This is a genomic window from Arthrobacter sp. SAFR-044, from assembly GCF_051965175.1.
Classification (GTDB): Bacteria; Actinomycetota; Actinomycetes; order Actinomycetales; family Micrococcaceae; genus Arthrobacter.
In genome coordinates this window covers 15,595-36,502 of the sequence record NZ_JBQCMK010000022.1, presented here as the reverse complement: position 1 = coordinate 36,502, position 20,908 = coordinate 15,595, and the positions used below count along the sequence as shown (strand labels likewise).

Genomic DNA, 20,908 nt, shown 5'->3' with positions numbered 1-20,908 from the left:
TGCTGCGCCGCGTCCTCCTCCCCCTCACGGACAATGAACCCGCCACCGACCGAGAAGAACGTCGCCGCATGCACCACGGAACCCTCAGCATCGGTAACGGTGAACGTCATCCCGTTCGTGTGCCGCGGCAACACCGTCAACGGCCGCAGCACCATGTCGCCCACCCCGTACGGCAGCGGCACCGCACCGGCCAGGTTCAGGATCCCCGTCTCCGCGATCGAAGCCAGCCGCTCCTCCACCTCCTCAGGCAGGATCAACTCCGGATGGAACCCCTCCAACCCCAGGAGAATGGCGGTCATCGTCCCGTGCCCGTGCCCCGTCGCCGCCAACGACCCATACAAATCCACCCGCAACCCCGCCACGTCCGCGAGCTTCCCCGAGGCCTTCAACTCCTCAGCGAACACAGCAGCAGCCCGCATCGGCCCCACAGTATGCGAAGACGAAGGGCCAATACCGATCGAAAACAGATCAAAAACGCCAACAGCCATGCGATTGGTTCCTAACTAAAACAGTGTGGTCGGGTCACTCTGGGTGGTTGGGGTGGAGCGGGCAGGACATCCTCTGCGTGCTCGGTCGCGAAGACGCCCGCTAAGCGGACGTGACGCTCCCTTAGACGCACGCTGCCGGATGCCCCGCCCACTCCCGAGGCACACGGCACCAAAGCGACCCGGCAGGCAGGCAACGAGCAGGCTGACAACGATCGTGAGTGCCGGGGAAAGAAAACACACACGTAGTCCGCGCCCTCCCGTTTCCTCTAAGCCGGCCCGTGGCCTGCGACTGACGCGACAGGCGTGCAGGCGCAGCCAGGACACGGGTTGCCCGGACAGGAAAACACACATGGTCCGCCTCCACCCGCTTCCTCTAGGCCCTGCTGTCTTCCCCGCACCACCGCGACTTTCGCACGAGGGGCCGGCGGAGCCGGACTTTTCGAAAGCGTGCGTCAAAGCGAGGAACGAGCAGCACGCGTGAAAATGTCCGGTCCGGCGGTCCCGAAGGCGACCACCATCCGCGGGTACCGAAGGTGACCACGGCGAGGCACATTACTGGGCGCGGCGGTAAAACGGGAGGTCGACGACTTCGAAGGGCTCTGCCTTGCCGCGGAGATCGATATCCAGGGCAGTGCCGGGTGCGGAATACTCGACGTCGACGTAGGCCATGGCGATCGGGTACCCCAGGGTGGGCGATGGCTGGCCGGAGGTGACTTCGCCGACGGTCACGCCGTCCTTGAGCACGGGGTAGTGCGCGCGGCCTGCGCGGCGGCCCTTGCCTTTGAGCCCCACGAGGCGGCGGCCGGAGGTGCTGCCGGCGCCCGCTTCCTTTTTGGCTGCCAGGGCGGCCTTGCCAACAAAGTCGCCTTCCTTGAAGAGCGCGACGACGGGGCCCAGGCCTGCAGCGAACGGGTCGCCCTGCAGCGACAGTTCGTTGCCGTACAGCGGCATTCCCGCTTCCAGGCGAAGGGAGTCGCGGGAGGCCAGGCCGGCGGGGGTCAGTTCCCCTTCGTCGGCAATGGCGACCAGTGCCTGCCAGAGTGCGGGGGCGTCTGCGTTGTCCACGAAGATCTCGAACCCGTCCTCACCGGTATACCCGGTGCGTGCGAGCAGGAGTTCCTTGCCGGCGCCGCCCACCAGAAACGGAACCTCCACGGCGGCGTAGTACTTCAGCTCCGTCACCAGGGAGTGCTGTGCGGCCGGGACCAGGCGCAACAGGAGTTCCTGGGCACTGGGGCCCTGCACTGCCACCAGCGAGGTACCGGCAGAGGCGTCCTCCACCAGCACGTCAAACCCAGCGACCCGTTCCTGCAGGGCTGCCGCCACCACCGCGGCGTTGCCTGCATTGGGCACCACCAGGAAGACGTCCGTGCCGTCTTCAGCGGCGGGACGGCGGTAGGTGATGAGGTCGTCGATGATCCCGCCGTCCTCGTTGCAGATCAGCGAGTACTTGGCCTTGCCGACCGCCAGGGCGGAGATCTTCCCCACCAGGGCGAAGTCGAGGAAGGCCGCAGCGTCCGGACCGGTGACCCAGACTTCGCCCATGTGGGAGAGGTCGAACAGGCCTGCGGCCTTTCGAACCGCGTGGTGTTCGGCCAGTTCGGAGCTGTACTTCAATGGCATCTGCCAGCCGCCGAAGCCGGTGAAGGAGGCGCCCAGCTTCTTGTGCTCCTCGTACAGCGCGGTGTATTTCTCGGTCATGGTGGCAGCCCTCAGTTCTCGAACTCTTCGAGCGGCGGGCAGGAGCAGATCAGGTTGCGGTCGCCTGCGGCGCCGTCGATCCGTCCCACCGGCGGGAAGTACTTGTCCTGCTTGTGGTGGGCAGGGAAGGCTGCCTGTTCCCGCGGGTAGGCGCGGTCCCAGTCGGAGCTGACGACGGCGGCTGCCGTGTGGGGTGCGCGGCGCAGGGGTGAGTCCGCCACGGAGAAGTCGCCGTTGGCCACCTGGTCGATTTCCTTGCGGATGGTAATCATGGCCTCGATAAAGCGGTCGATCTCGCCCAGGTCCTCGGACTCCGTGGGTTCCACCATCAAGGTGCCTGCCACCGGGAACGCCAGGGTGGGCGCGTGGAAGCCGAAGTCGATGAGGCGCTTGGCCACATCCTCGGCCGTAACGCCGGTCTTCGCGGTCAACTCGCGCAGGTCCAGAATGCATTCGTGCGCCACGAGGCCGCCTTCGCCGGTGTAGAGGACCGGGAAATACTCGTTCAGGCGGGAGGCAACGTAGTTCGCTGCCAGCAGGGCTGACTTGGTGGCCTCGGTCAGCCCTTCGCCGCCCATCAGCTTCACGTAGGCCCAGGAAATGGGCAGCACGCCTGCAGAGCCGAACCGGGACGCCGCAATCGGCACGTCAGTGGCGCCGGACCCAGGGGTCCAGGTGGTGGCGTCGCCCGGCATGAACGGTGCCAGGTGCGCCTTGGCTGCCACGGGTCCGACGCCGGGCCCGCCGCCGCCGTGCGGGATGCAGAAGGTCTTGTGCAGGTTCAGGTGCGAGACGTCGCCGCCGAACTTACCGGGCTGGGCCAGGCCCACCAGGGCGTTCAGGTTGGCGCCGTCGATGTAGACCTGTCCTCCGGCTGCGTGCACGGCATCGCAGACCTCGCGGACGTCCCCGTCGTACACCCCGTGCGTGGACGGGTACGTGATCATGATGCAGGACAGGACATCCTTGTTGGCTTCGATCTTGGCCGTCAGGTCATCATGGTTGATGGTGCCGTCCGCGGCCGTAGCCACCACGACCACCTTCATGCCCGCCAGGACGGCGGAGGCCGCGTTGGTGCCGTGGGCCGAGGCAGGAATCAGGCAGACGTTGCGCTGCTCTTCCCCGCGGGAGTGGTGGTAGCCGCGGATGGCCAGCAGGCCCGCGAGCTCGCCCTGCGATCCGGCGTTCGGCTGGATGGACACCTGGTCGTAGCCGGTGATCGCGGTCAGGTCCGCCTCCAGATCGGCGATCAGTTCACGCCAGCCTTCGGTCTGGGAGTCCGGCGCGAAGGGGTGGATGGAGGCGAACTCCGGCCAGGAAATGGCCTCCATCTCGGCGGTGGCGTTCAGCTTCATGGTGCACGAGCCCAGCGGGATCATGGTGCGGTCCAGCGCCAGGTCCCGGTCCGACAGCTTCCTGATGTAGCGCAGCAGCTGCGTTTCGGACCGGTGCGTGTTGAACACCGGGTGCTGCAGGTACGCGGAGGAACGTTCGACGGCGGCCTCCAGTCCGAAGCCGTCAGCCGCGGCAACGGAAGCGCCAAAGACGTCCGCGACGTCGGCGACGATGGCCACCGTCGTGGTTTCATCCAGAGAGATGCCAACCGTGTCGGCGTCGACGGAACGCAGGTTGATTCCACGTGCCTCGGCATCGGCGACAAGCGCTGCAGCGCGGCCGGGGACGCGGACGGTCAGCGTGTCGAAGAAGCTCGAGTGCAGCACCTCCACGCCCGCGGCTGCGAGCGAGGTGGCCAGGGTACGCGCGTGGCGGTGCGCCGCCTCGGCAATGGCCTTCAGTCCGTCGGGGCCGTGGTAGACGGCATACATGGAGGAGACGATGGCCAGCAGGGCCTGCGCCGTGCAGATGTTGGACGTGGCCTTCTCGCGGCGGATGTGCTGCTCGCGGGTCTGCAGCGCCAGGCGGTACGCGGGAACCCCTGCATCGTCCTTGGACACGCCCACCAGGCGGCCGGGCAGCGAACGCTCCAGGCCCTTGCGGACGGCCATGTAGGCGGCGTGCGGGCCGCCGAAGAACAACGGCACGCCGAAGCGCTGCGTGGAGCCGACAGCGATGTCGGCGCCCTGCTCGCCCGGAGGGGTGATCAGGGTCAGGGCCAGCAGGTCAGCGGCCACGGTGACCAGTGCACCGCGGTCCTTCGCCGCCGCAACAGTGGCGGACTGGTCCCAGACCCGGCCGGAGGCTCCGGGCTGCTGGAGCACGATGCCATTGATGTCGCCGTCGGGCAGGCCGTTGGACAGGTCGGCGACCTCAACTTCGAAGCCGAGCGCCTCGGCGCGGCCCTTGACGATCGCGATGGTCTGCGGCAGCACGTCGATGTCCAGGACAGTCTTGCCGTCCGCTGCAGGCTTGGTCTTGTTGGAGCGGCGCATCAGCAGCACGGCCTCGGCCACGGCGGTCGCTTCATCCAGCAGCGAGGCGTTGGCGATGGGCAGGCCCACCAGGTCCTGGACCATGGTCTGGAAGTTCAGCAGCGCCTCGAGCCTGCCCTGGGAAATCTCAGGCTGGTACGGAGTGTAGGCGGTGTACCAGGCCGGGGCCTCGAGGATGTTCCGGCGTATCACGGCAGGGGTGATGGTGTCGTAGTAGCCCTGGCCGATCAACTGGACGGCGGTCTTGTTCTTGGCGGCGAGCCTGCGCAGTTCCGCAAGCACTTCAACTTCGCTGAGGGCATCCTGCAGGCGGAGGGCGGTTTCCTGGCGGATGACCTTGGGAACGGCGGTATCAACCAGGGAATCCACCGTGCCGTAGCCAACGGCTTTGAGCATGGTGTCGACGTCGTCCTGGTGGCGTGCGCCGATATGGCGGTCTACGAAGGTGGTGGAGGCTGGGGTAACCGACACGAAGGAACTCCATTTTTTCAGGCGGCGCAGGGTACGCCACAGCTATTCGGGTCCCTCCCCGCTCTGTATTGGACCTGAGAGTTTCCGCGTTGCCTGCCTGGGCAGGACCCGCTTGCACCGTCGGTGAGCACAACAGTCGTTTCGCTCCCGAGGGGAGTCCAGATAACTGCCTGCTGCTTTCCAGAGGCGCCTCGCCGCGGCGGTACAGGGGCCTGCGAGATTCCTGGGGAGGATTTGCTCCTACGGCGCCTGCCTGTACTTCGGGCAGGACTCTCCCGCCGCAGATCAAAGGCTATTCAGTTGTTGGATTATGACGGCCGGTGACAGCCCTCACAACTCTCCATTGTCCTACGCCACAACCCCTCCCGGCAAATGGCGGAACTACCTGCGGAGCCGCTCCAATGCCGCGAGAAGCTCCTCCACATCGGCGGCCGCTCCCCCTGCCGGCGCAGGGCCCACGGACAGCATCGCATTGAAGTACAACCCGTCTCCCATGTACAGGACGGCCTTGGCCAGCCCGGGGCCCACATCCGCTGCGATCTCGTCCAGCCATCGCTGCTGGATGGCCGCGAACCGTTGGCGCGTCTCCTGGTGCGCCACCTCGGCAAGCCGCGTGGCGGCCACGATGGACCGGTCCAGCGGAGTATCCGCCCAGACGGAGGAACGGATGAAATAGGCGGCGGCACCTTCGTTGGCCGAAGCCATGGCATCGGCATCTGCCCTTGCCAGTTCCTCAAGGCGGTCAAGCAGCACGGCGATGAGCGCTTCCTTGCTGGGGAAGTGGTACAGGAGGCCCCCTTTGGACACTCCGGCCTTCTTGGCAACGGCATCCAGGGTTGCCGCCCGCTCCCCCACTTCGATCAACAGGGACTCGAAGGCGTCAAGGACCGCATCACGCGCTACAGGCTTTCGGGGCATAACCCCCATCATGCCCTCCGCCTGGACGGAAAACGGAATAGCCTCGCTTCGAAACTATACCGTCCGGACGGTATAGTTATTTTATGACGATCTCTTTCAGCCCCCCTCAAACCCACGGGGACAGCACGCTTGCACGCCGCCCGTGGCGCGATTGGCTTGCGCTGGGGCTGCTGATGTTTCCCGTGCTGCTGGTGGCGGTGGACAATACGGCCCTGACGTTTGCCCTGCCTGCCATCGCCCGCGCCCTGGAACCGACCGGCCTGCAGCTGCTGTGGATCATTGACGCCTATCCCTTGGTCCTGGCCGGGCTGCTGGTGTCAATGGGAAGCCTCGGCGACCGGATAGGGCGCCGGCGGCTGCTGGTTATCGGCAGCATGGGCTTTGCCGGGCTCTCCGCCGCTACAGCCTTTGCCCCCACCGCGGAGTGGCTGGTCGCCGGGCGCGCCGCGCTGGGATTCTTCGGCGCCATGCTGATGCCGTCCACCTTGTCGCTGATCCGCAACATCTTTCCTGAGCCCAACCGCAGGAGGCTGGCCGTTGCCATCTGGGCCGCAGGCTTTTCCGGCGGCGCCGCCCTGGGGCCAATCCTGGGCGGATGGCTGGTGGAGCACTTCTGGTGGGGCGCCGTCTTCCTGGTGGCCGTGCCGCTCATGCTCCCCCTGCTGGCGCTGGGGCCGGCCCTCATTCCGGAATCCAGGGACCCCGCGCCGGGCAAGGTGGATATCCCAAGCATCCTGCTCTCCATGCTGGTCATGGTGCCCGCGGTCTACGGCATCAAGTCCGTGGCCACCGAAGGTCCGGGCCCTGCCGGGCTGGCCACCATTACTTTCGGACTGGCCATGGGCGTCGTTTTCGTGCGGCGGCAGTACCGGCTGGAGCACCCACTGCTGGACATGTCCTTGTTCCGGAACAGGGTATTCAGCATGGCCATCAGCGCCAATATCCTTGCCCTGTTTTCCTTCAACGGGTTCATACTGTTCCTTGCCCAGCACCTCCAACTCCTCGAAGGAATGACTCCTTCGGCAGCGGGCGTTGCCATGATCCCGGCGCTGGCAGCCACGGTGGCGGCAGGCCTGGTGGCGGTGCCACTGGTTCGTAAGGTCCGCCCCGGATACGTGGTGGCTTTGGGCCTGGCCTTCAGCGCATGCGGCTACAGCATGGTGGCTTTCGGAAACCACGACGGCGGGCCCTCGCTCCTGCTGGCGGCGCTGCTGGTCCTGGCGCTTGGCGTGGGGACGGCGGAAACCATCTCGAACGACCTCATCCTCGGCTCGGCCCCGCCAGCCAAATCAGGAGCTGCGGCGGCGATTTCCGAGACCGGCTACGAAGTTGGCTCGCTGCTGGGGACCGCAGTGCTGGGCTCCATCCTGACGGCGTCCTACCAGCAAAACCTTCGGCTGCCGGCGGGACTGGAGGCCATGCTGCCCGGAGCCTCACTGCACAACGCAGGGGAAACGCTGGCCGGCGCGGTAGAGGCGGCCAATCTGCTGCCGGATTCACTCGCCGCCGCGGTCCGCGCCGCCGCAGCGGCCGCGTTCGATTCCGGCGTGCACATCACTGCCGCGATTGCGCTGGTACTGATGTCGACGGCGGCAGTCCTGGCCGCCGTCGTCCTTCGGAAAGTGCCCAAAGCGACGTAGCAGCACCCAGCCCAGGCCGGTGGGCAGCGTTAAAAAGGCGTCCGGCGCCGGGGCAACCCCGGCGCCGAACGCCCCTCGGGACGTGCGCTACTTGGAATCAGCGGCCGTGACCTTGGCGGTGGGCTTCATGTTTTCCGCCTGCACCATCCAGGCGAACTGCTCCAGCCTGGCGATGAACTCGTGCAGGAGGTCCGCGGAGGTGGGGTCTTCCTCATCCACTTCGTCATGGACTTTCCGCATGGTGCCAACGGCAGCTTCCATGGCGGCAACGATCCGCTCAATGGCATCCCTGGTGCTGATGAGCCCGTCAGGGAACTGGGCCAGGCTGGTGGTTTCGGCAACGGTGGAGCTGCGGCCATCGGGAAGCGCGTGCAGGGCACGCATGCGCTCTGCAGTGTCGTCGGCGAACTGGCGGGCGGCGTCCACGATCTCATCAAGCTGCAGGTGAAGGTCGCGGAAGTTGGTGCCCACGATATTCCAGTGCGCCTGCTTGCCCTGGACATGGAGCTCGATCAGGTCCGCCAGGACAGCCTGCAGGTTGTTGGTCAGCGTCGGTGAAGCTTTCATGCATCCTCCTCAATTGGTCCAGTACGGCAGACGCTACCAGCCGTGGACGGCGTGGCGGCAGGGCCAAAGGCAATTTCTCAGTGAGCTTACTAATTTCGAAAGTGAGTCATAAACGAATGGGATTCATATTGCGTCTTGCATCACAGCGGCGGCACCCGCATACTAAATGAACGCCATTCATATAGTGACCTCCGTCTCACAGCCTTCCAGAAAGTGGTGCCATGACAGAGATAATCCGCACCAGTACGGCCAAACCCGGTCCGGACGCCCACGCGCCGTCCGCGGACGGCGTCAGCGCCAAGGGACTCAAGGGCGGCCAGCTCGGACTCCTGGCCGTCGTCGTCCTGGGCATTTCAACCATCGCCCCTGCCTATACCCTCACCAGCGCACTCGGACCCACCGTCAACGAAGCCGGCCTCCAGCTGCCCGTCATCTTCCTGATCGGGTTCATTCCGATGATCCTGGTCTCGCTCGCCTACCGGGAGCTCAACGCCGACTCCCCGGACAGCGGCACCACCTTCACCTGGGTGACCAAGGCGTTCGGCCCCTGGATCGGCTGGATGGGCGGCTGGGGCCTGCTGGCCGCCAACATCATCGTGCTGTCCAACCTGGCCGGCGTCGCCGTCGACTTCTTCTACCTTTTCCTCTCCCAGCTCACCGGCTCCCCCGAGCTGGCGGAACTGGCGGACAACAAAGCGTTGAACGTCATCACCTGCTTCGTCTTCGTGGCGCTGGCCGTCTGGGTCAGCTACCGCGGCCTGCACACCACCAAGTTGGTGCAGTACAGCCTGGTGGGCTTCCAGCTGCTGGTGCTGGGCCTGTTCGTCGCCATGGCCTTTGCCAACTGGTCGACATCGGAAACAGCCATCCCCTTCAGCTGGGACTGGTTCGACGTCACCAGGATCGAAACGTTCGGGCAGATCGCCGCCGGCATCTCCCTGTCCATCTTCGTGTACTGGGGCTGGGACGTCTGCCTGACGGTCAATGAGGAAACGGCCAACGGCAAGAAGACCGCCGGCGTTGCGGGCACCCTGACCGCCGTCATCGTCCTGGCCATCTACCTGTTGGTCAGCATCGCCACCATGATGTTCGCCGGCGTCGGCGATACCGGCAACGGCCTGAACAACGCCGAAAACCACGAGAACATCTTCACGGCGCTGGCCTCCCCCATCATGGGCCCGTTCGCCATCCTGATGTCCCTCGCCGTGCTCTCCAGCTCTGCCGCCTCCCTGCAGTCCACCTTCATGTCGCCGTCGCGCAGCCTGCTGGCCATGGCCCACTACGGCGCTCTGCCCGAGCCCTTCAGCCGGATCAGCAGGAAGTTTTCGACGCCGGGCTTCGCCACCATCGCCGCCGGCGTCATGTCAGCGGGGTTCTACGCAGTGATGCATGTGGTCAGCGAGAACGTCCTGAACGACACCATCCTGGCCCTGGGCCTGATGATCTGCTTCTACTACGGACTTACCGCGCTGGCCTGCACCTGGTACTTCCGCCACAGCCTGTTCAACAGCGTGCGCCACTTTGTGCTCCGGCTGGTCTGCCCGGTGGTGGGCGGCGTGGGGCTGTTCGTGGTGTTCGTCCAGACCGCCGTGGACAGCCTCGCACCCGAGTTCGGCAGCGGTTCCGAGGTGTTCGGCGTGGGCCTGGTGTTCATCCTTGGCATTGGCATCCTCGCCCTGGGCGCCGTGGTCATGCTGGTCGTGTCCCGCACGCACCCGGGCTTCTTCCGCGGGGAAACCCTCAAGCAGGACACCCCCGCGCTGGTAATTCCGGAATAAGGCCCCAACAGAAAGGTGCCGTGCCCCTGCCAGGGGCACGGCACCTTTGTTGTCGCCGACGACGGATGGCTCACCAGTAGTGCGCCACGTCCACCACCAGGCGGGAGCCGGAGCCCGGACCGTCAAGCGTGAACACCCGGAACGGCAGGCGGCCACGGACGCCCAGGCCAATGGTGGTCTGGCCCTCGAAGCTTCCGGCCCAGACCACCTGGCGGAAGGTCTGGTAACCCGAAACGTTGGAGAGCTCAGCCTTGTCGGCGGGGGTGTAGGTGGACTGCCCGTTATTGTCATAGGCCGGCGCTTTGACGACCACCTGCAGCCGGGCGCCGCCCCGCGTTGGCACGACCGCCCCCGAGCCGTCCTGGATAACCTGCGGGACGTAGCGGACGGTGTAGCCGGGTGCCGGCGAGCCGCCCAGGTCAACCACCAGCCGGTCGAAGCAGTAGTGCTGCCCGGTCCGGACGTCGGTGACGGGCGCGCCGCTCATGGCGCCGTCGGATTTCATCAGCGAACCCCAAGTGAGTCCGCAGTACGACGTGGTTGCCGAGGCGGCCCCCGGAACCACCAAACCCAGGCCTGCGGCGAACAGGACTGCCACAAGCCACATAATGAACTTCTTCATGCCGTGCCATCCAAAATAAGAGCCGTTGGATGCTTCCAGCGTAGGAGCGTTCGCGGGCGGAAACGAGGGTCATTTTGATAACGACGGCGGCGCGGGACAAAGCGGCGGGGGACAAAGCAGCGCCGGCCACCTCGGGGAGATGGCCGGCGCCGGGAAAAGCAGGATGGAAATTTAGCCTTCGCAGTCGCGGCAGTACTTCAGGCCGTCCTTCTCGCGGGCAACCTGCGACCGGTGGCGGACCAGGAAGCACGACGAGCAGGTGAACTCGTCAGACTGCTCGGGGACCACAATGACGGTCAGTTCCTCATTGGAAAGGTCGGCGCCGGGCAGGTCGATACCTTCGGCGGTGTCGTTCTCGTCGACATCGATAACCGCGGTCTGCGCGCTGCCGCTCCGTGATGCCTGGAGGGCCTCGAGAGAGTCGGCCGGCGACTCTTCTTCCTGCTTGCGTGGAGCATCGTAATCGGTAGCCATAGCATGTTCACTTTCGTTGCTGCGCAGCGCCATTTCAGGCACCTCAGTGAAGCAGTTTAGGGCATTATCCCGCTACCGGCGCAATAGTGTGCTTAACCAGACATTGGGCCCGTTCCAGGCACTTCTCCTGCGTGCTCCGAGCGGGCCTGGCCGGCCCCTATGGTCACTCCGCTTAGGGCCGGCAGCCAGCCCCACCGGGTGGCGTCGGCGGCATCGGATTCGGACTCGTAGGTGAAAGTGTCCAGCAGCCAGTCGCGGAGCCGGACGTACAGGGTAGCCGTCATGCCTGAAACCTACGCAGCCATTGTTGTGGCCACGTTTCGCCGCGGTCTCCGCCGGATTAACGGCGACGATTGATTCCGGCGACGCTGACGTTACCGCCCGGGCGGGGCCGTGCTGCTGCGCAGGACCAGTTCAGGCTCCACCACCAGGGTCCGTGGCCCCTCCATGCCCTCGAATGCCGTGAGCATCATGTCCATGCACCGGCGGCCCAGCTCTTCAAAGTCCTGCCGGACCACGGTGAGGGGCGGACTGAAATAGCCGGCCTCGGGCTGGTCGTCGAAGCCCACCACGGATACGTCCTGCGGCACCCTGATGCCCGCCTCGTTCAGCGCGCGCAGGACCCCCAGCGCCATCTGGTCGTTGCCGACGAAAAGGGCAGTGGCATGGCCGCCGGCTGCCAGCCGCCTGCCGATCTCATAACCGCTGCCCGCACTCCAGTCCCCCTCGGCAATCAGGTCTGCGGTGAGTCCGGCGGAGGCCAGGGCGTCCCGCCAGCCGTTGGCGCGGGCCACGGCGTCGATCCATTCCTGGGGCCCCGCGACGTGTCCGATCCGGACGTGCCCCTGCCCGATGAGGTGTTCCACTGCCAGTTCGGCCCCGCGGTGCTGGTCCACCTTGACGCCGCCCACGGTGTCATTTCCGGTGGGACCCACGGCCACCACCGGTACTCCGATGGGCAGTACCGCCAGGGCGGCCAGCGTCTCCAAGTGCGGAACGATCACCACGATTCCGTCCACCGACTGGTCCAGGAAGTGCCGGACGGCGTCCAGGATCGCGTCCCGGTTGACCTCCCGCAGCGCCGCGACGCTGACGAAGTATCCAGCATCCCGCGCCGCACGTTCCACCCCCAGCAGGGTGTTGGCAGGGCCGTACTGCGAGAGCTCGCTGCCCAGGACGCCGATGGTCTGCGAGCGCCGGGTGACCAGGCTCCGCGCGGCGGTGTTGCGGCGGTAGCCGAGTGCGGCAATCGCCGCTTCCACCTTCCCGCGGGTCCCGGGGCTGACGTTGGGGTGGTTGTTGACCACCCGTGAGACGGTCTGGTGCGAGACCCCGGCCAGTTCCGCCACGTCCTCGAGCCGGGGCAGGCGGCGTGGCCTGCCGTCCGTCACGGGGTTCCTGTCCATGGCGGCCGGCGTGGCCGGGACCTCACCGGTGGCACTGGATCAGATCCCACCGGCCAGTTTGTAGTAGGCGGCGTTCCAGTTCAGGTCCTTCTTGAACTGGCGGATGGTGGTGTCTTCGTCGATGGTGAGCAGTTCCGTTTTGGCGATGTCGGCGAAGTCCTCGAAGACGTCCATGCCCACCTGGGTGGAGAGCACGGTGTGGTGGGCGGCGCCGGCGGTGAGCCAGGCGGCGGCGGAGGTGGCGAAGTCCGGCTTCGGCTCCCACAGGGCGCGGGCCACGGGGAGGTTGGGCAGCGGCTGGTCGAGCGGGACGACGTCGACGGCGTTGGCCACCAGGCGGAAACGGTCGCGCATGTCGGACAGGGCGACGACGACGCCCGGGGAGGCGTCGGCGTCGAACACCAGGCGGACGGGGTCTTCTTTGCCGCCGATACCCAGGGGGTGGATTTCCAGCCGCGGCTTTGCTGCCGTGAGGGAGGGGCAGACCTCGAGCATGTGGGCGCCCAGGATCTTCTCGGAGCCGGGTTCCAGGTGGTAGGTGTAGTCCTCCATGAGGGAGGCGCCGCCGGGCAGGCCGGCGCCCATGACCTTGGCGGCCCGGACCAGGATGGCGGTCTTCCAGTCGCCTTCGGCGCCGAACCCGTAACCGGCGGCCATGAGCCGCTGCACGGCCAGGCCGGGAAGCTGGCGGAGGGCGCCGAGGTCCTCGAAGGAGGTGGTGAACGCGGCGGAGCCGTTGCCTTCCAGGAAGGACCGCAGGCCCAGTTCGATCCGGGCGCCGTACCGCAGGGAGTCGTGCCGGGCCGCGCCTGCGCGGAGCTCCGGCACCACGTCGTAAAGGTCCTCATACTCGGCCACCAGGGCGTCGACGTCGGACTCCGCAGCACCGTGGACGGCATCGGCGAGCTCGTTGACGGACCAGGTGTTGACCGCGACGCCGAAACGCAGCTCGGCCTCGGTTTTGTCGCCTTCGGTCACGGCCACGTTGCGCATGTTGTCGCCGAAGCGGGTGAGCTTCAGGCTCCGGACGGCGGCCCAGCCGGCGGCGGCCCGCTGCCACGAACCCACTTGGCGTGCCACCTCGGGGTTGGAGACGTGCCCGACGACGGTCTTCCGGGCGATGCCCAGGCGGGACTGGATGTAGCCGAACTCGCGGTCGCCGTGCGCGGCCTGGTTCAGGTTCATGAAATCGAAATCGATGTCCGCCCACGGCAGGTCGCGGTTGGCCTGCGTATGCAGGTGCAGCAGGGGCTTGCGCAGCAGGTCCAGGCCCTGGATCCACATCTTGGCCGGGCTGAAGGTGTGCATCCAGGCCGTCACTCCGATGACCGAGTCATCCGAGTTCGCCTCCAGCGCGGTGCGCCGGATGGCATCGGAGTCGGTCAGGACCGGCTTCCACACGATCCGCACGGGAACCGACGAGGAGGCATTGAGCTGGTTGGCGATCTCCTGCGATTGGGCGGCCACCTGCTTGAGGACTTCCTCCCCGTAGAGGTGCTGGCTGCCCGTAAGGAACCAGACTTCGTAGCCGTCGAGGGACGTGGTTGCTGCGGTGCTCATGAATTCTCCTGGGAAGAGTTTTGGGCCGGTTATTGGCCGTAAACGTTCTGGTAGCGGGCGTAAAGGGAGTCGATGTGGTCCTGGCCGATGGGCAGCGGCTCGCCCAGCTGCCGGGAAACGTGCACGGTGCGGGCCACTTCCTCGCACATGACAGCGGCCTTCACGGCGGACCGGGCGTCCTTGCCGATGGTGAACGGGCCGTGGTTCTGCATCAGGACCGCAGGGGACTTGGAATTCTTCAGCGTTTCCACGATGCCGTGGCCGATCGAGTCGTCACCGATCAGCGCGAACGGGCCCACGGGGATGGACCCGCCGAACTCGTCCCCCATCATGGTCAGCACGCACGGAATGGCTTCTCCCCGGGCAGCCCACGCGGTGGCATACGTGGAGTGCGTGTGCACCACCCCTCCCACCTCCGGCATGTGCCGGTACACGTAGGCGTGCGCGGCCGTGTCCGACGACGGCGACAGCGCGGGATTGCCCCAGTCCACCGTGCCGCCCCCACCAAGGTTGGTGCCCCTGACCGGGGTGCCATACAGGTCGGTGACAATCATCTGCTCCGGGGTCAGGTCCTGGTACGAGACGCCGGAGGGCTTGATGACCATGAGGTCGGTGCCGGGAACGCGGGCCGAAACGTTGCCGGCGGTCCACACCACCAGTCCGTACCGGGTCAGCTCCGCGTGCAGGGCGCACACCTCCGCCCGGACCCGGGCAATGGTTTCCAGGAGACCGGTTCCGGCGCCTGTTCCGGCGGTCATGCGGACACCCCCACGGGTGCTTCGGACACGGCGCCTGCGCCAGGCTGGGCCGCTTGGGCGGCTTTGCGCTGGATGGCCTTGAGCCGGTGCATCACGTCGTTACCGCCCCGGCCGAAGTAGTCGTGGAGGGCCTTGTATTCCTGGAACAGTTCTTCGTAGGCGGCCGCGTTTTCGGGAATTGGCGTGTAGACCTCCCCGGGCTCGGCGCCCATGGCCGCGGCGGCCGCACGGATGTCCGCGTATTCGCCCGCTGCGACGGCGGCGTGGATGGCCGATCCCAGGGCCGGACCTTGTTCCGAGCCGATGGTGGACAGCTGCAGGCCGGTGGCGTCTGCATAGATCTGCATCAGGAGCCTGTTCTTGAGCAGGCCGCCGGCCACGATGAATTCCTTGACCGGGACCCCGGCGTCGCGGAAGGCGTCCACGATGGTGCGGGTTCCAAAGGCTGTGGCTTCCAGCAGCGCGCGGTAGGTATCCTCCGGCCTGGTGGCCAGGGTCTGGCCCACCACCATGCCCGAAAGCTCGTGGTCCACCAGGACCGAACGGTTGCCGGAATGCCAGTCGAGCGCGATCAGGCCGTGCTGTCCGATGGCCTGCCGGGATGCCAGTTCGGTGAGGTACTCGTGAATCCCCAGTCCGGCGTCCTTGGCAGCCTGGTGATATTCGGGCGGGACGCCGTACTTGGTGAACCAGCCGAAGATGTCGCCCACGCCTGACTGTCCGGCCTCGTAACCCCACAGGCCCGGCACGATTCCACCATCCACGGCACCGCACATTCCCGGCACCTCGCGCAGCTCGCTGCCGTTCATGACGTGGCAGGTGGAGGTGCCCATGATCGCCACCAGCTGGCCGGATTCCACAGCCTTCGCGGCCGGGGCCGTGACATGGGCGTCAACGTTTCCCACGGCCACCGCGATGCCCTCCGGCAGCCCGGTCCAGGCCGCTGCCTCCGCCGTAAGGGTGCCGGCGGCGTCCCCCAGCTGGCCGATGGTGTGCTCCAGCTTGGAGCTGACAAAGTCCTTGAAGTCCGGGTTCAGGGCGGCCAGGAACTCTTCGGAAGGATACCGGCCATCCTGGTAGATGCCCTTGTAGCCGGCAGTGCAGGCGTTGCGGACATACCGGCCGCAGAGCTGCCAGACGATCCAGTCCGCCGCCTCCACCCAGTGGTCCATCGCGGCGTAGGCCTCCGGGTCCTCCTCCAGCAGCTGCAGCCCCTTGGCGAACTCCCATTCAGAGGAGATCAGGCCCCCGTAGCGGGGAAGCCAGTCCTCCCCCCGTTCGGCGGCAAGCCGGTTGATCCGGTCGGCCTGGCCCTGCGCAGCGTGGTGGCGCCAGAGCTTCACGTAGGCGTGCGGGCGGTTGGCGAAGCCGGGCAGTTCGTTGAGGGGTGTGCCGTCCGCCTTGACCGGGACCATGGTGCAGGCAGTGAAATCCGTGGCAATGCCGACGACGGCGGCAGGGTCGATCCCGGCGTCCGCCACCGCGGCGGGGACGGCGGTCCGCAGGACCTCCCGGTAGTCGTTGGGCACCTGCAGCGCCCATTCCCCGGGAAGCCTTGCGGCTTGTCCGTCGGATCCTGCGCCCGCTGGGTCCTTGGGCAGGGCATCGGTAACCACTGCGTGCGGATACTCATGGACCGCACTCCCAAGTTCCTTGCCGTCACGGACCCGCACCACCACGGCACGGCCTGAAAGGGTTCCGTAGTCCACCCCAATGACGCAATGGTCATGGCGGGACTCGGAGCTGGAAGTGAACAGCGCATCTGGCATGGGGTTGCCTCCGTCCGGGAGGCATGGGCCTCGTTACCGGGTTTTGTAGGGGTCAGGGTGGAGCTACGTGCTGCAGCAAGTGTGAACGCTAACAAACCAGAAGTCAATGAACCCGAAAGGTTTTCGAAATTCCCGTCGCGCACTCTTGTTAGCGTTCACAAATGGGTCTATATTGAACCGACACATCAACAATGTGGCCAGGACCAGGGAGCAGCGGTGCTGCCCGGTCCACCAACACTTCGCGGCAGTGCTGCCGCGGAAGGAGAAAATGGTGAGAATCAAAAAACTGATGGGCGCGGTGGCCCTTGTCCTCGCCCTGACGGTGGGCGCCACCGGTTGCGGCTCCCGTGGCGGGGCCAGCGAATCCAGCAGTGCCGCCAAGCCCAGCGATTCGCTGGTAGGCATTTCGATGCCCACGCAGACGTCCGAACGGTGGATCGCTGACGGAGCGAACGTGGAGAAGTCCCTGAAGGACCTCGGCTACAAGACGGACCTCCAGTTCGCCAATGACGATATCCCCACCCAGGTTTCGCAGATCGAGAACATGCTGACCAAGGGCGCCAAGGCCCTGATCATCGCCGCCATTGACGGCACCACCCTGACTGACGTCCTGGCCAAGGCCAAGGAGCAGAACGTCAAGGTCATCGCGTACGACCGCCTCATCAACGGCACCCCGAACGTCGACTACTACACCACGTTCGACAACTACACCGTGGGTGTCCAGCAGGCCACCTCGCTGCTGACCGGGCTGGGCCTCGTCGATGCCACCGGCAAGAAGGTGGACGGCAAGGGCCCCTTCAACATCGAGCTCTTCGCCGGCAGCCCCGACGACAACAACGCCAACTTCTTCTGGACCGGCGCCATGGACACGCTCAAGCCGTACCTGGATGCAGGCACCCTGAAGGTCCCCAGCGGCCAGACCAAGTTTGAGCAGGCAGCGATCCTTCGCTGGCAGGCACCCGTGGCCCAGAAGCGCATGGAGGACATCATCACCTCCGCCTACAGCTCCGGCACCAAGCTGAACGGTGTCCTGTCCCCGTATGACGGCCTCTCCATCGGCATCATCTCGGCCCTCACCAGCACCGGCGGCTACGCCAAGGGAAGCCTGCCCGTGGTGACCGGCCAGGACGCCGAAAAGGGTTCCGTGAAGTCCATCATCGCCGGTGAGCAGTACTCCACCATCTTCAAGGACACCCGCCAGCTCGGCGCCCAGGCCGTCAAGATGGTCGACGCCGTCCTCAAGGGCCAGGAAGCGGAAACCAACGACACCAAGACCTACAACAACAAGGTCAAGGTTGTCCCGGCCTTCCTGCTGAAGTCCGTGATCATCACCAAGGACAACTACAAGAAGGAACTGATCGACTCGGGCTACTACACCGACGCCGACGTCAAGTAGTCAGCGTCCGGGGGCTGTGGCCGGGCCGCGAGTCCGGCCGCAGCCCCCTCCCGCCGCCTCCTGCAGCAGCAGGAAGGCCCAGCTTCGACCAGTCAGTGGGAATTGACGATGAACACACCCATTCTTCAAATGCGAGGAATCACCAAGACGTTCCCGGGCGTAAAAGCCCTCCAGGACGTCACCCTGGATGTGAACCGTGGAGAGGTCCACGCCATCTGCGGTGAAAACGGAGCCGGCAAATCAACACTCATGAAAGTGTTGTCCGGCGTCTATCCACACAACACCTTCGAGGGGGAGATCCTCTTCGAAAACGAACCCTGCAACTTTTCCAGCATCTCCGACAGCGAGAAGCGCGGGATTGTCATCATCCACCAGGAACTGGCCTTGAGCCCGTACCTGTCCATCGCCGAGAACATCTACCTTGGCAACGAACAGGCCACCAACGGGTGGGTGGACTGGCGCAAGACCAACCTGGAGGCAGCCCGGCTGCTGGCCCGCGTCGGCCTCGACGAAAACCCTGTCACCCCCGTGCAGCACATCAGTGTGGGCAAGCAGCAACTGGTGGAAATCGCCAAGGCATTGTCCAAGGAAGTGAAGCTGCTGATCCTGGACGAGCCCACGGCCGCCCTCAATGACGAGGACTCCGGCCACCTGCTGGACCTGATCCTCCACCTGAAGGGCCAGGGCGTCACCAGCATCATCATCAGCCACAAACTCAACGAGATCCGCAAAGTGGCAGATGCCGTCACCATCATCCGGGACGGCAAAACCATCGAGACGCTGCGGCTCGACGAAGGCCAGATCACCCAGGAGCGGATCATCCGCGGCATGGTGGGCCGGGACCTTGAGAGCCTGTACCCGGACCGCGAGCCGCACATCGGCGAGGAAGTCCTGCGGATCGAGGACTGGTCCGTCCGCCACCCCCAGGACCACACCCGCATGGTGGTCAGGAACGCCAACCTGCACGTCAGGAAAGGTGAAGTGGTGGGGCTCGCCGGCCTCATGGGTGCCGGCCGCACCGAACTTGCCATGAGCGTCTTCGGCCGCACCTACGGAACCGCCACCTCCGGCAAGGTTTACAAGTACGGCGAGGAAATCAACACAGCCACGGTGTCGGACGCCATCAGGCACGGCATCGCGTACGCCACCGAGGACCGCAAGCACTATGGCCTGAACCTCATCGAGGACATCAAGCGGAACATCTCCCTGGCGGCTCTGCGCAAGCTGGCCAAGCGCGGCTTCGTGGACAAGAACCAGGAGACCGTGGTGGCCAACGGCTACCGCAAGAGCATGAACATCAAAGCCCCGTCGGTGGCCGCCATCACCGGGAAGCTGTCCGGCGGAAACCAGCAGAAGGTGGTGCTGAGTAAATGGATGTTCTCAGATCCTGACGTGCTCATCCTCGATGAACCCACCCGCGGGATCGACGTCGGTGCCAAGTACGAGATCTACACGATCATTGCCAAACTCGCGGCCGAAGGAAAAGCGGTGATCGTCATTTCCTCGGAGCTCCCCGAGCTCCTGGGCATCTGCGACCGCATCTACACCCTCGCTGCCGGGCACATCACAGGTGAGGTGCCCATCGCCGAGGCCACCCAGGAAACCCTGATGCACTACATGACCAAAGAGAAGGAATAGCGAAATGTCCGCCCTACGAGAATCGCTCGGATTCCTCACCAGCCGCCTCCGCCAGGTCGGCATCTTCGTTGCCCTGATCCTGATCGTCCTGCTGTTCCAGGGACTGACCGGCGGCATCCTGCTGGAACCGCAGAACGTGACCAACCTGGTGGTCCAGAACAGCTACATCCTCATCCTGGCCATCGGCATGGTGATGGTGATCATCGCCGGGCATATCGACCTTTCCGTGGGATCGGTGGCCGGGTTCATCGGCGCCGTGGCCGGCGTCATGATCGTGCACTGGGGCTGGCCGTGGTGGGCCGCCATCCCCGCCTGCCTGCTGGTCGGCGCCCTGGTTGGTGCCTGGCAGGGCTACTGGATCGCCTACGTGGGGATCCCCGCCTTCATCGTCACCCTGGCGGGCATGCTGATCTTCCGCGGGCTGACGCTCATCACCCTGAAGAACCAGCAGATCACCCCCTTCCCGGCGGAGCTGCGGGCCTTGGGCGGCGGCTTCCTTCCGGACCTTACCGGCGGCACCTCCGTGCTGGAATGGCTCACCGTCATCCTGGGCGTCGGCGCCACGGTGGCCCTGCTGATCCAGGCCCTCAAGGAGCGCAGGATCCGCCGGAAGTTCGATCTCGAAAGCGAACCCCTGGTCTGGTTCGTCATCAAGACCGCCTTCACGGCGCTGCTCATGCTCGTCATCACCTTCCTGCTGGCGTCCTACCGGGGCACGCCGATCGTCCTGGTGGTCCTGGCGGCGCTGGTCATCGCGTACACCGCCCTCATGAACAACAGCGTCTTTGGCCGCCACACCTATGCCATCGGCGGCAACCTCCACGCAGCTGAGCTGTCAGGCGTCAAGACCAAGGCCGTCACGTTCCGGCTCTTCGTAAACATGGGCGTCCTCTCCGCGCTGGCCGGCCTTGTCTTCACCGCCCGGCTCAACTCCGCACAGCCCGCGGGCGGAACCGGCTTCGAGCTCGATTCCATCGCCGCAGCCTTCATTGGCGGCGCTGCCGTCACCGGCGGCATCGGAACGGTGGCGGGAGCCATGATCGGCGGCCTCATCATGGGGGTGCTGAACAACGGCATGTCCATCCTGGGCCTGGGCACTGACTACCAACAGCTCATCAAGGGCCTGGTACTCCTTGTCGCGGTCGGTTTCGACATCTTCAACAAGAACCGCAGCGGTGGCGGCGGCGACATTGGAAAGCGCTTCAAGCTCAAGACCAGCCCACCGCCGGCCCAGGAGAAGCCAGCGCCGGCAGCCAGCGAAACGATCGAGGCAGGCATCAAGTAGGAAGAACCGCACCTTCGAAGGCCCCCGCTGCCCCGGACCGCGTCCAG

17 protein-coding genes and 2 riboswitches are annotated in these 20,908 nt (G+C 65.7%); of the genes, 5 read left to right on the top strand and 12 right to left on the bottom strand.

What is annotated here, in order from left to right:
- The 4 genes from ACTHQS_RS20750 to ACTHQS_RS20735 all read right to left on the bottom strand — a co-directional run.
- The coding region (locus ACTHQS_RS20750; RefSeq protein ID WP_440172654.1) for a serine dehydratase beta chain at window positions 1–488 on the bottom strand (488 nt) is incomplete at its 3' end.
- A 552-nt stretch (window positions 489–1,040) separates the two neighbouring features.
- Complete coding sequence (gene gcvT / locus ACTHQS_RS20745) at window positions 1,041–2,189, bottom strand: glycine cleavage system aminomethyltransferase GcvT (protein WP_440172652.1); 1,149 nt, start codon at window positions 2,187–2,189, stop codon at window positions 1,041–1,043.
- Between the two features lie 11 nt (window positions 2,190–2,200).
- The gene (gene gcvP, locus ACTHQS_RS20740; protein WP_440172650.1) at window positions 2,201–5,050 is read right to left on the bottom strand and encodes an aminomethyl-transferring glycine dehydrogenase; all 2,850 of its coding nucleotides are present in this window, start codon (window positions 5,048–5,050) and stop codon (window positions 2,201–2,203) included.
- 53 nt (window positions 5,051–5,103) lie between these two features.
- A riboswitch (glycine riboswitch) is annotated at window positions 5,104–5,210 on the bottom strand.
- A gap of 30 nt (window positions 5,211–5,240) precedes the next feature.
- Window positions 5,241–5,338: riboswitch (glycine riboswitch) on the bottom strand.
- A 93-nt stretch (window positions 5,339–5,431) separates the two neighbouring features.
- A complete protein-coding gene (locus ACTHQS_RS20735; RefSeq protein ID WP_440172648.1) occupies window positions 5,432–5,968 on the bottom strand; it encodes a TetR/AcrR family transcriptional regulator in 537 nt (178 codons plus the stop codon).
- Window positions 5,969–6,051: 83 nt separating this feature from the next.
- Between ACTHQS_RS20735 and ACTHQS_RS20730 the strand changes: the two genes are divergently transcribed.
- Window positions 6,052–7,608, top strand: coding sequence for an MFS transporter (locus ACTHQS_RS20730; RefSeq protein ID WP_440172646.1), 1,557 nt, complete (start codon window positions 6,052–6,054; stop codon window positions 7,606–7,608).
- 87 nt (window positions 7,609–7,695) lie between these two features.
- Here the strand turns inward: ACTHQS_RS20730 and ACTHQS_RS20725 are convergent, their stop codons facing one another.
- Window positions 7,696–8,175 (bottom strand): Dps family protein, encoded by a 480-nt coding sequence (locus tag ACTHQS_RS20725; RefSeq protein WP_440172644.1) that lies wholly within the window; start codon window positions 8,173–8,175, stop codon window positions 7,696–7,698.
- Between the two features lie 221 nt (window positions 8,176–8,396).
- Between ACTHQS_RS20725 and ACTHQS_RS20720 the strand changes: the two genes are divergently transcribed.
- The gene (locus tag ACTHQS_RS20720; protein WP_440172642.1) at window positions 8,397–9,953 is read left to right on the top strand and encodes an APC family permease; all 1,557 of its coding nucleotides are present in this window, start codon (window positions 8,397–8,399) and stop codon (window positions 9,951–9,953) included.
- A 70-nt stretch (window positions 9,954–10,023) separates the two neighbouring features.
- On the opposite strand, the gene ACTHQS_RS20715 is transcribed toward ACTHQS_RS20720, so the two are convergent.
- The 7 genes from ACTHQS_RS20715 to araB form a co-directional block, all read right to left on the bottom strand.
- A complete protein-coding gene (locus tag ACTHQS_RS20715; RefSeq protein ID WP_440172640.1) occupies window positions 10,024–10,575 on the bottom strand; it encodes an AMIN-like domain-containing (lipo)protein in 552 nt (183 codons plus the stop codon).
- A gap of 171 nt (window positions 10,576–10,746) precedes the next feature.
- A complete protein-coding gene (locus tag ACTHQS_RS20710) occupies window positions 10,747–11,049 on the bottom strand; it encodes a DUF4193 domain-containing protein (protein ID WP_311263761.1) in 303 nt (100 codons plus the stop codon).
- A 92-nt stretch (window positions 11,050–11,141) separates the two neighbouring features.
- Window positions 11,142–11,333 (bottom strand): hypothetical protein, encoded by a 192-nt coding sequence (locus ACTHQS_RS20705; RefSeq protein WP_440172638.1) that lies wholly within the window; start codon window positions 11,331–11,333, stop codon window positions 11,142–11,144.
- Window positions 11,334–11,423: 90 nt separating this feature from the next.
- Window positions 11,424–12,455: a LacI family DNA-binding transcriptional regulator gene (locus ACTHQS_RS20700; protein WP_440172636.1), complete on the bottom strand. Its 1,032-nt coding sequence runs from the start codon at window positions 12,453–12,455 to the stop codon at window positions 11,424–11,426.
- A 39-nt stretch (window positions 12,456–12,494) separates the two neighbouring features.
- Window positions 12,495–14,015 (bottom strand): L-arabinose isomerase, encoded by a 1,521-nt coding sequence (gene araA, locus ACTHQS_RS20695; RefSeq protein WP_440172634.1) that lies wholly within the window; start codon window positions 14,013–14,015, stop codon window positions 12,495–12,497.
- A gap of 29 nt (window positions 14,016–14,044) precedes the next feature.
- Window positions 14,045–14,773 carry an L-ribulose-5-phosphate 4-epimerase gene (locus tag ACTHQS_RS20690; protein ID WP_440172632.1) on the bottom strand — a complete coding sequence of 243 codons (729 nt, stop codon included), beginning with the start codon at window positions 14,771–14,773 and terminating at the stop codon, window positions 14,045–14,047.
- The gene (gene araB / locus ACTHQS_RS20685) at window positions 14,770–16,542 is read right to left on the bottom strand and encodes a ribulokinase (protein ID WP_440172630.1); all 1,773 of its coding nucleotides are present in this window, start codon (window positions 16,540–16,542) and stop codon (window positions 14,770–14,772) included. Before araB ends, ACTHQS_RS20690 begins: the two co-directional genes overlap by 4 nt.
- Before the next feature lie 268 nt (window positions 16,543–16,810).
- On the opposite strand from araB, the gene chvE reads away from it, so the two are divergent.
- The 3 genes from chvE to mmsB all read left to right on the top strand — a co-directional run bounded on the left by chvE (window position 16,811) and on the right by mmsB (window position 20,861).
- A complete protein-coding gene (chvE, locus tag ACTHQS_RS20680) occupies window positions 16,811–17,938 on the top strand; it encodes a multiple monosaccharide ABC transporter substrate-binding protein (protein ID WP_440172628.1) in 1,128 nt (375 codons plus the stop codon).
- A 108-nt stretch (window positions 17,939–18,046) separates the two neighbouring features.
- Window positions 18,047–19,576 (top strand): multiple monosaccharide ABC transporter ATP-binding protein, encoded by a 1,530-nt coding sequence (mmsA, locus tag ACTHQS_RS20675; RefSeq protein WP_440172627.1) that lies wholly within the window; start codon window positions 18,047–18,049, stop codon window positions 19,574–19,576.
- A gap of 4 nt (window positions 19,577–19,580) precedes the next feature.
- Window positions 19,581–20,861 (top strand): multiple monosaccharide ABC transporter permease, encoded by a 1,281-nt coding sequence (gene mmsB, locus ACTHQS_RS20670; RefSeq protein ID WP_440172625.1) that lies wholly within the window; start codon window positions 19,581–19,583, stop codon window positions 20,859–20,861.
- Window positions 20,862–20,908: the final 47 nt, after the last annotated feature.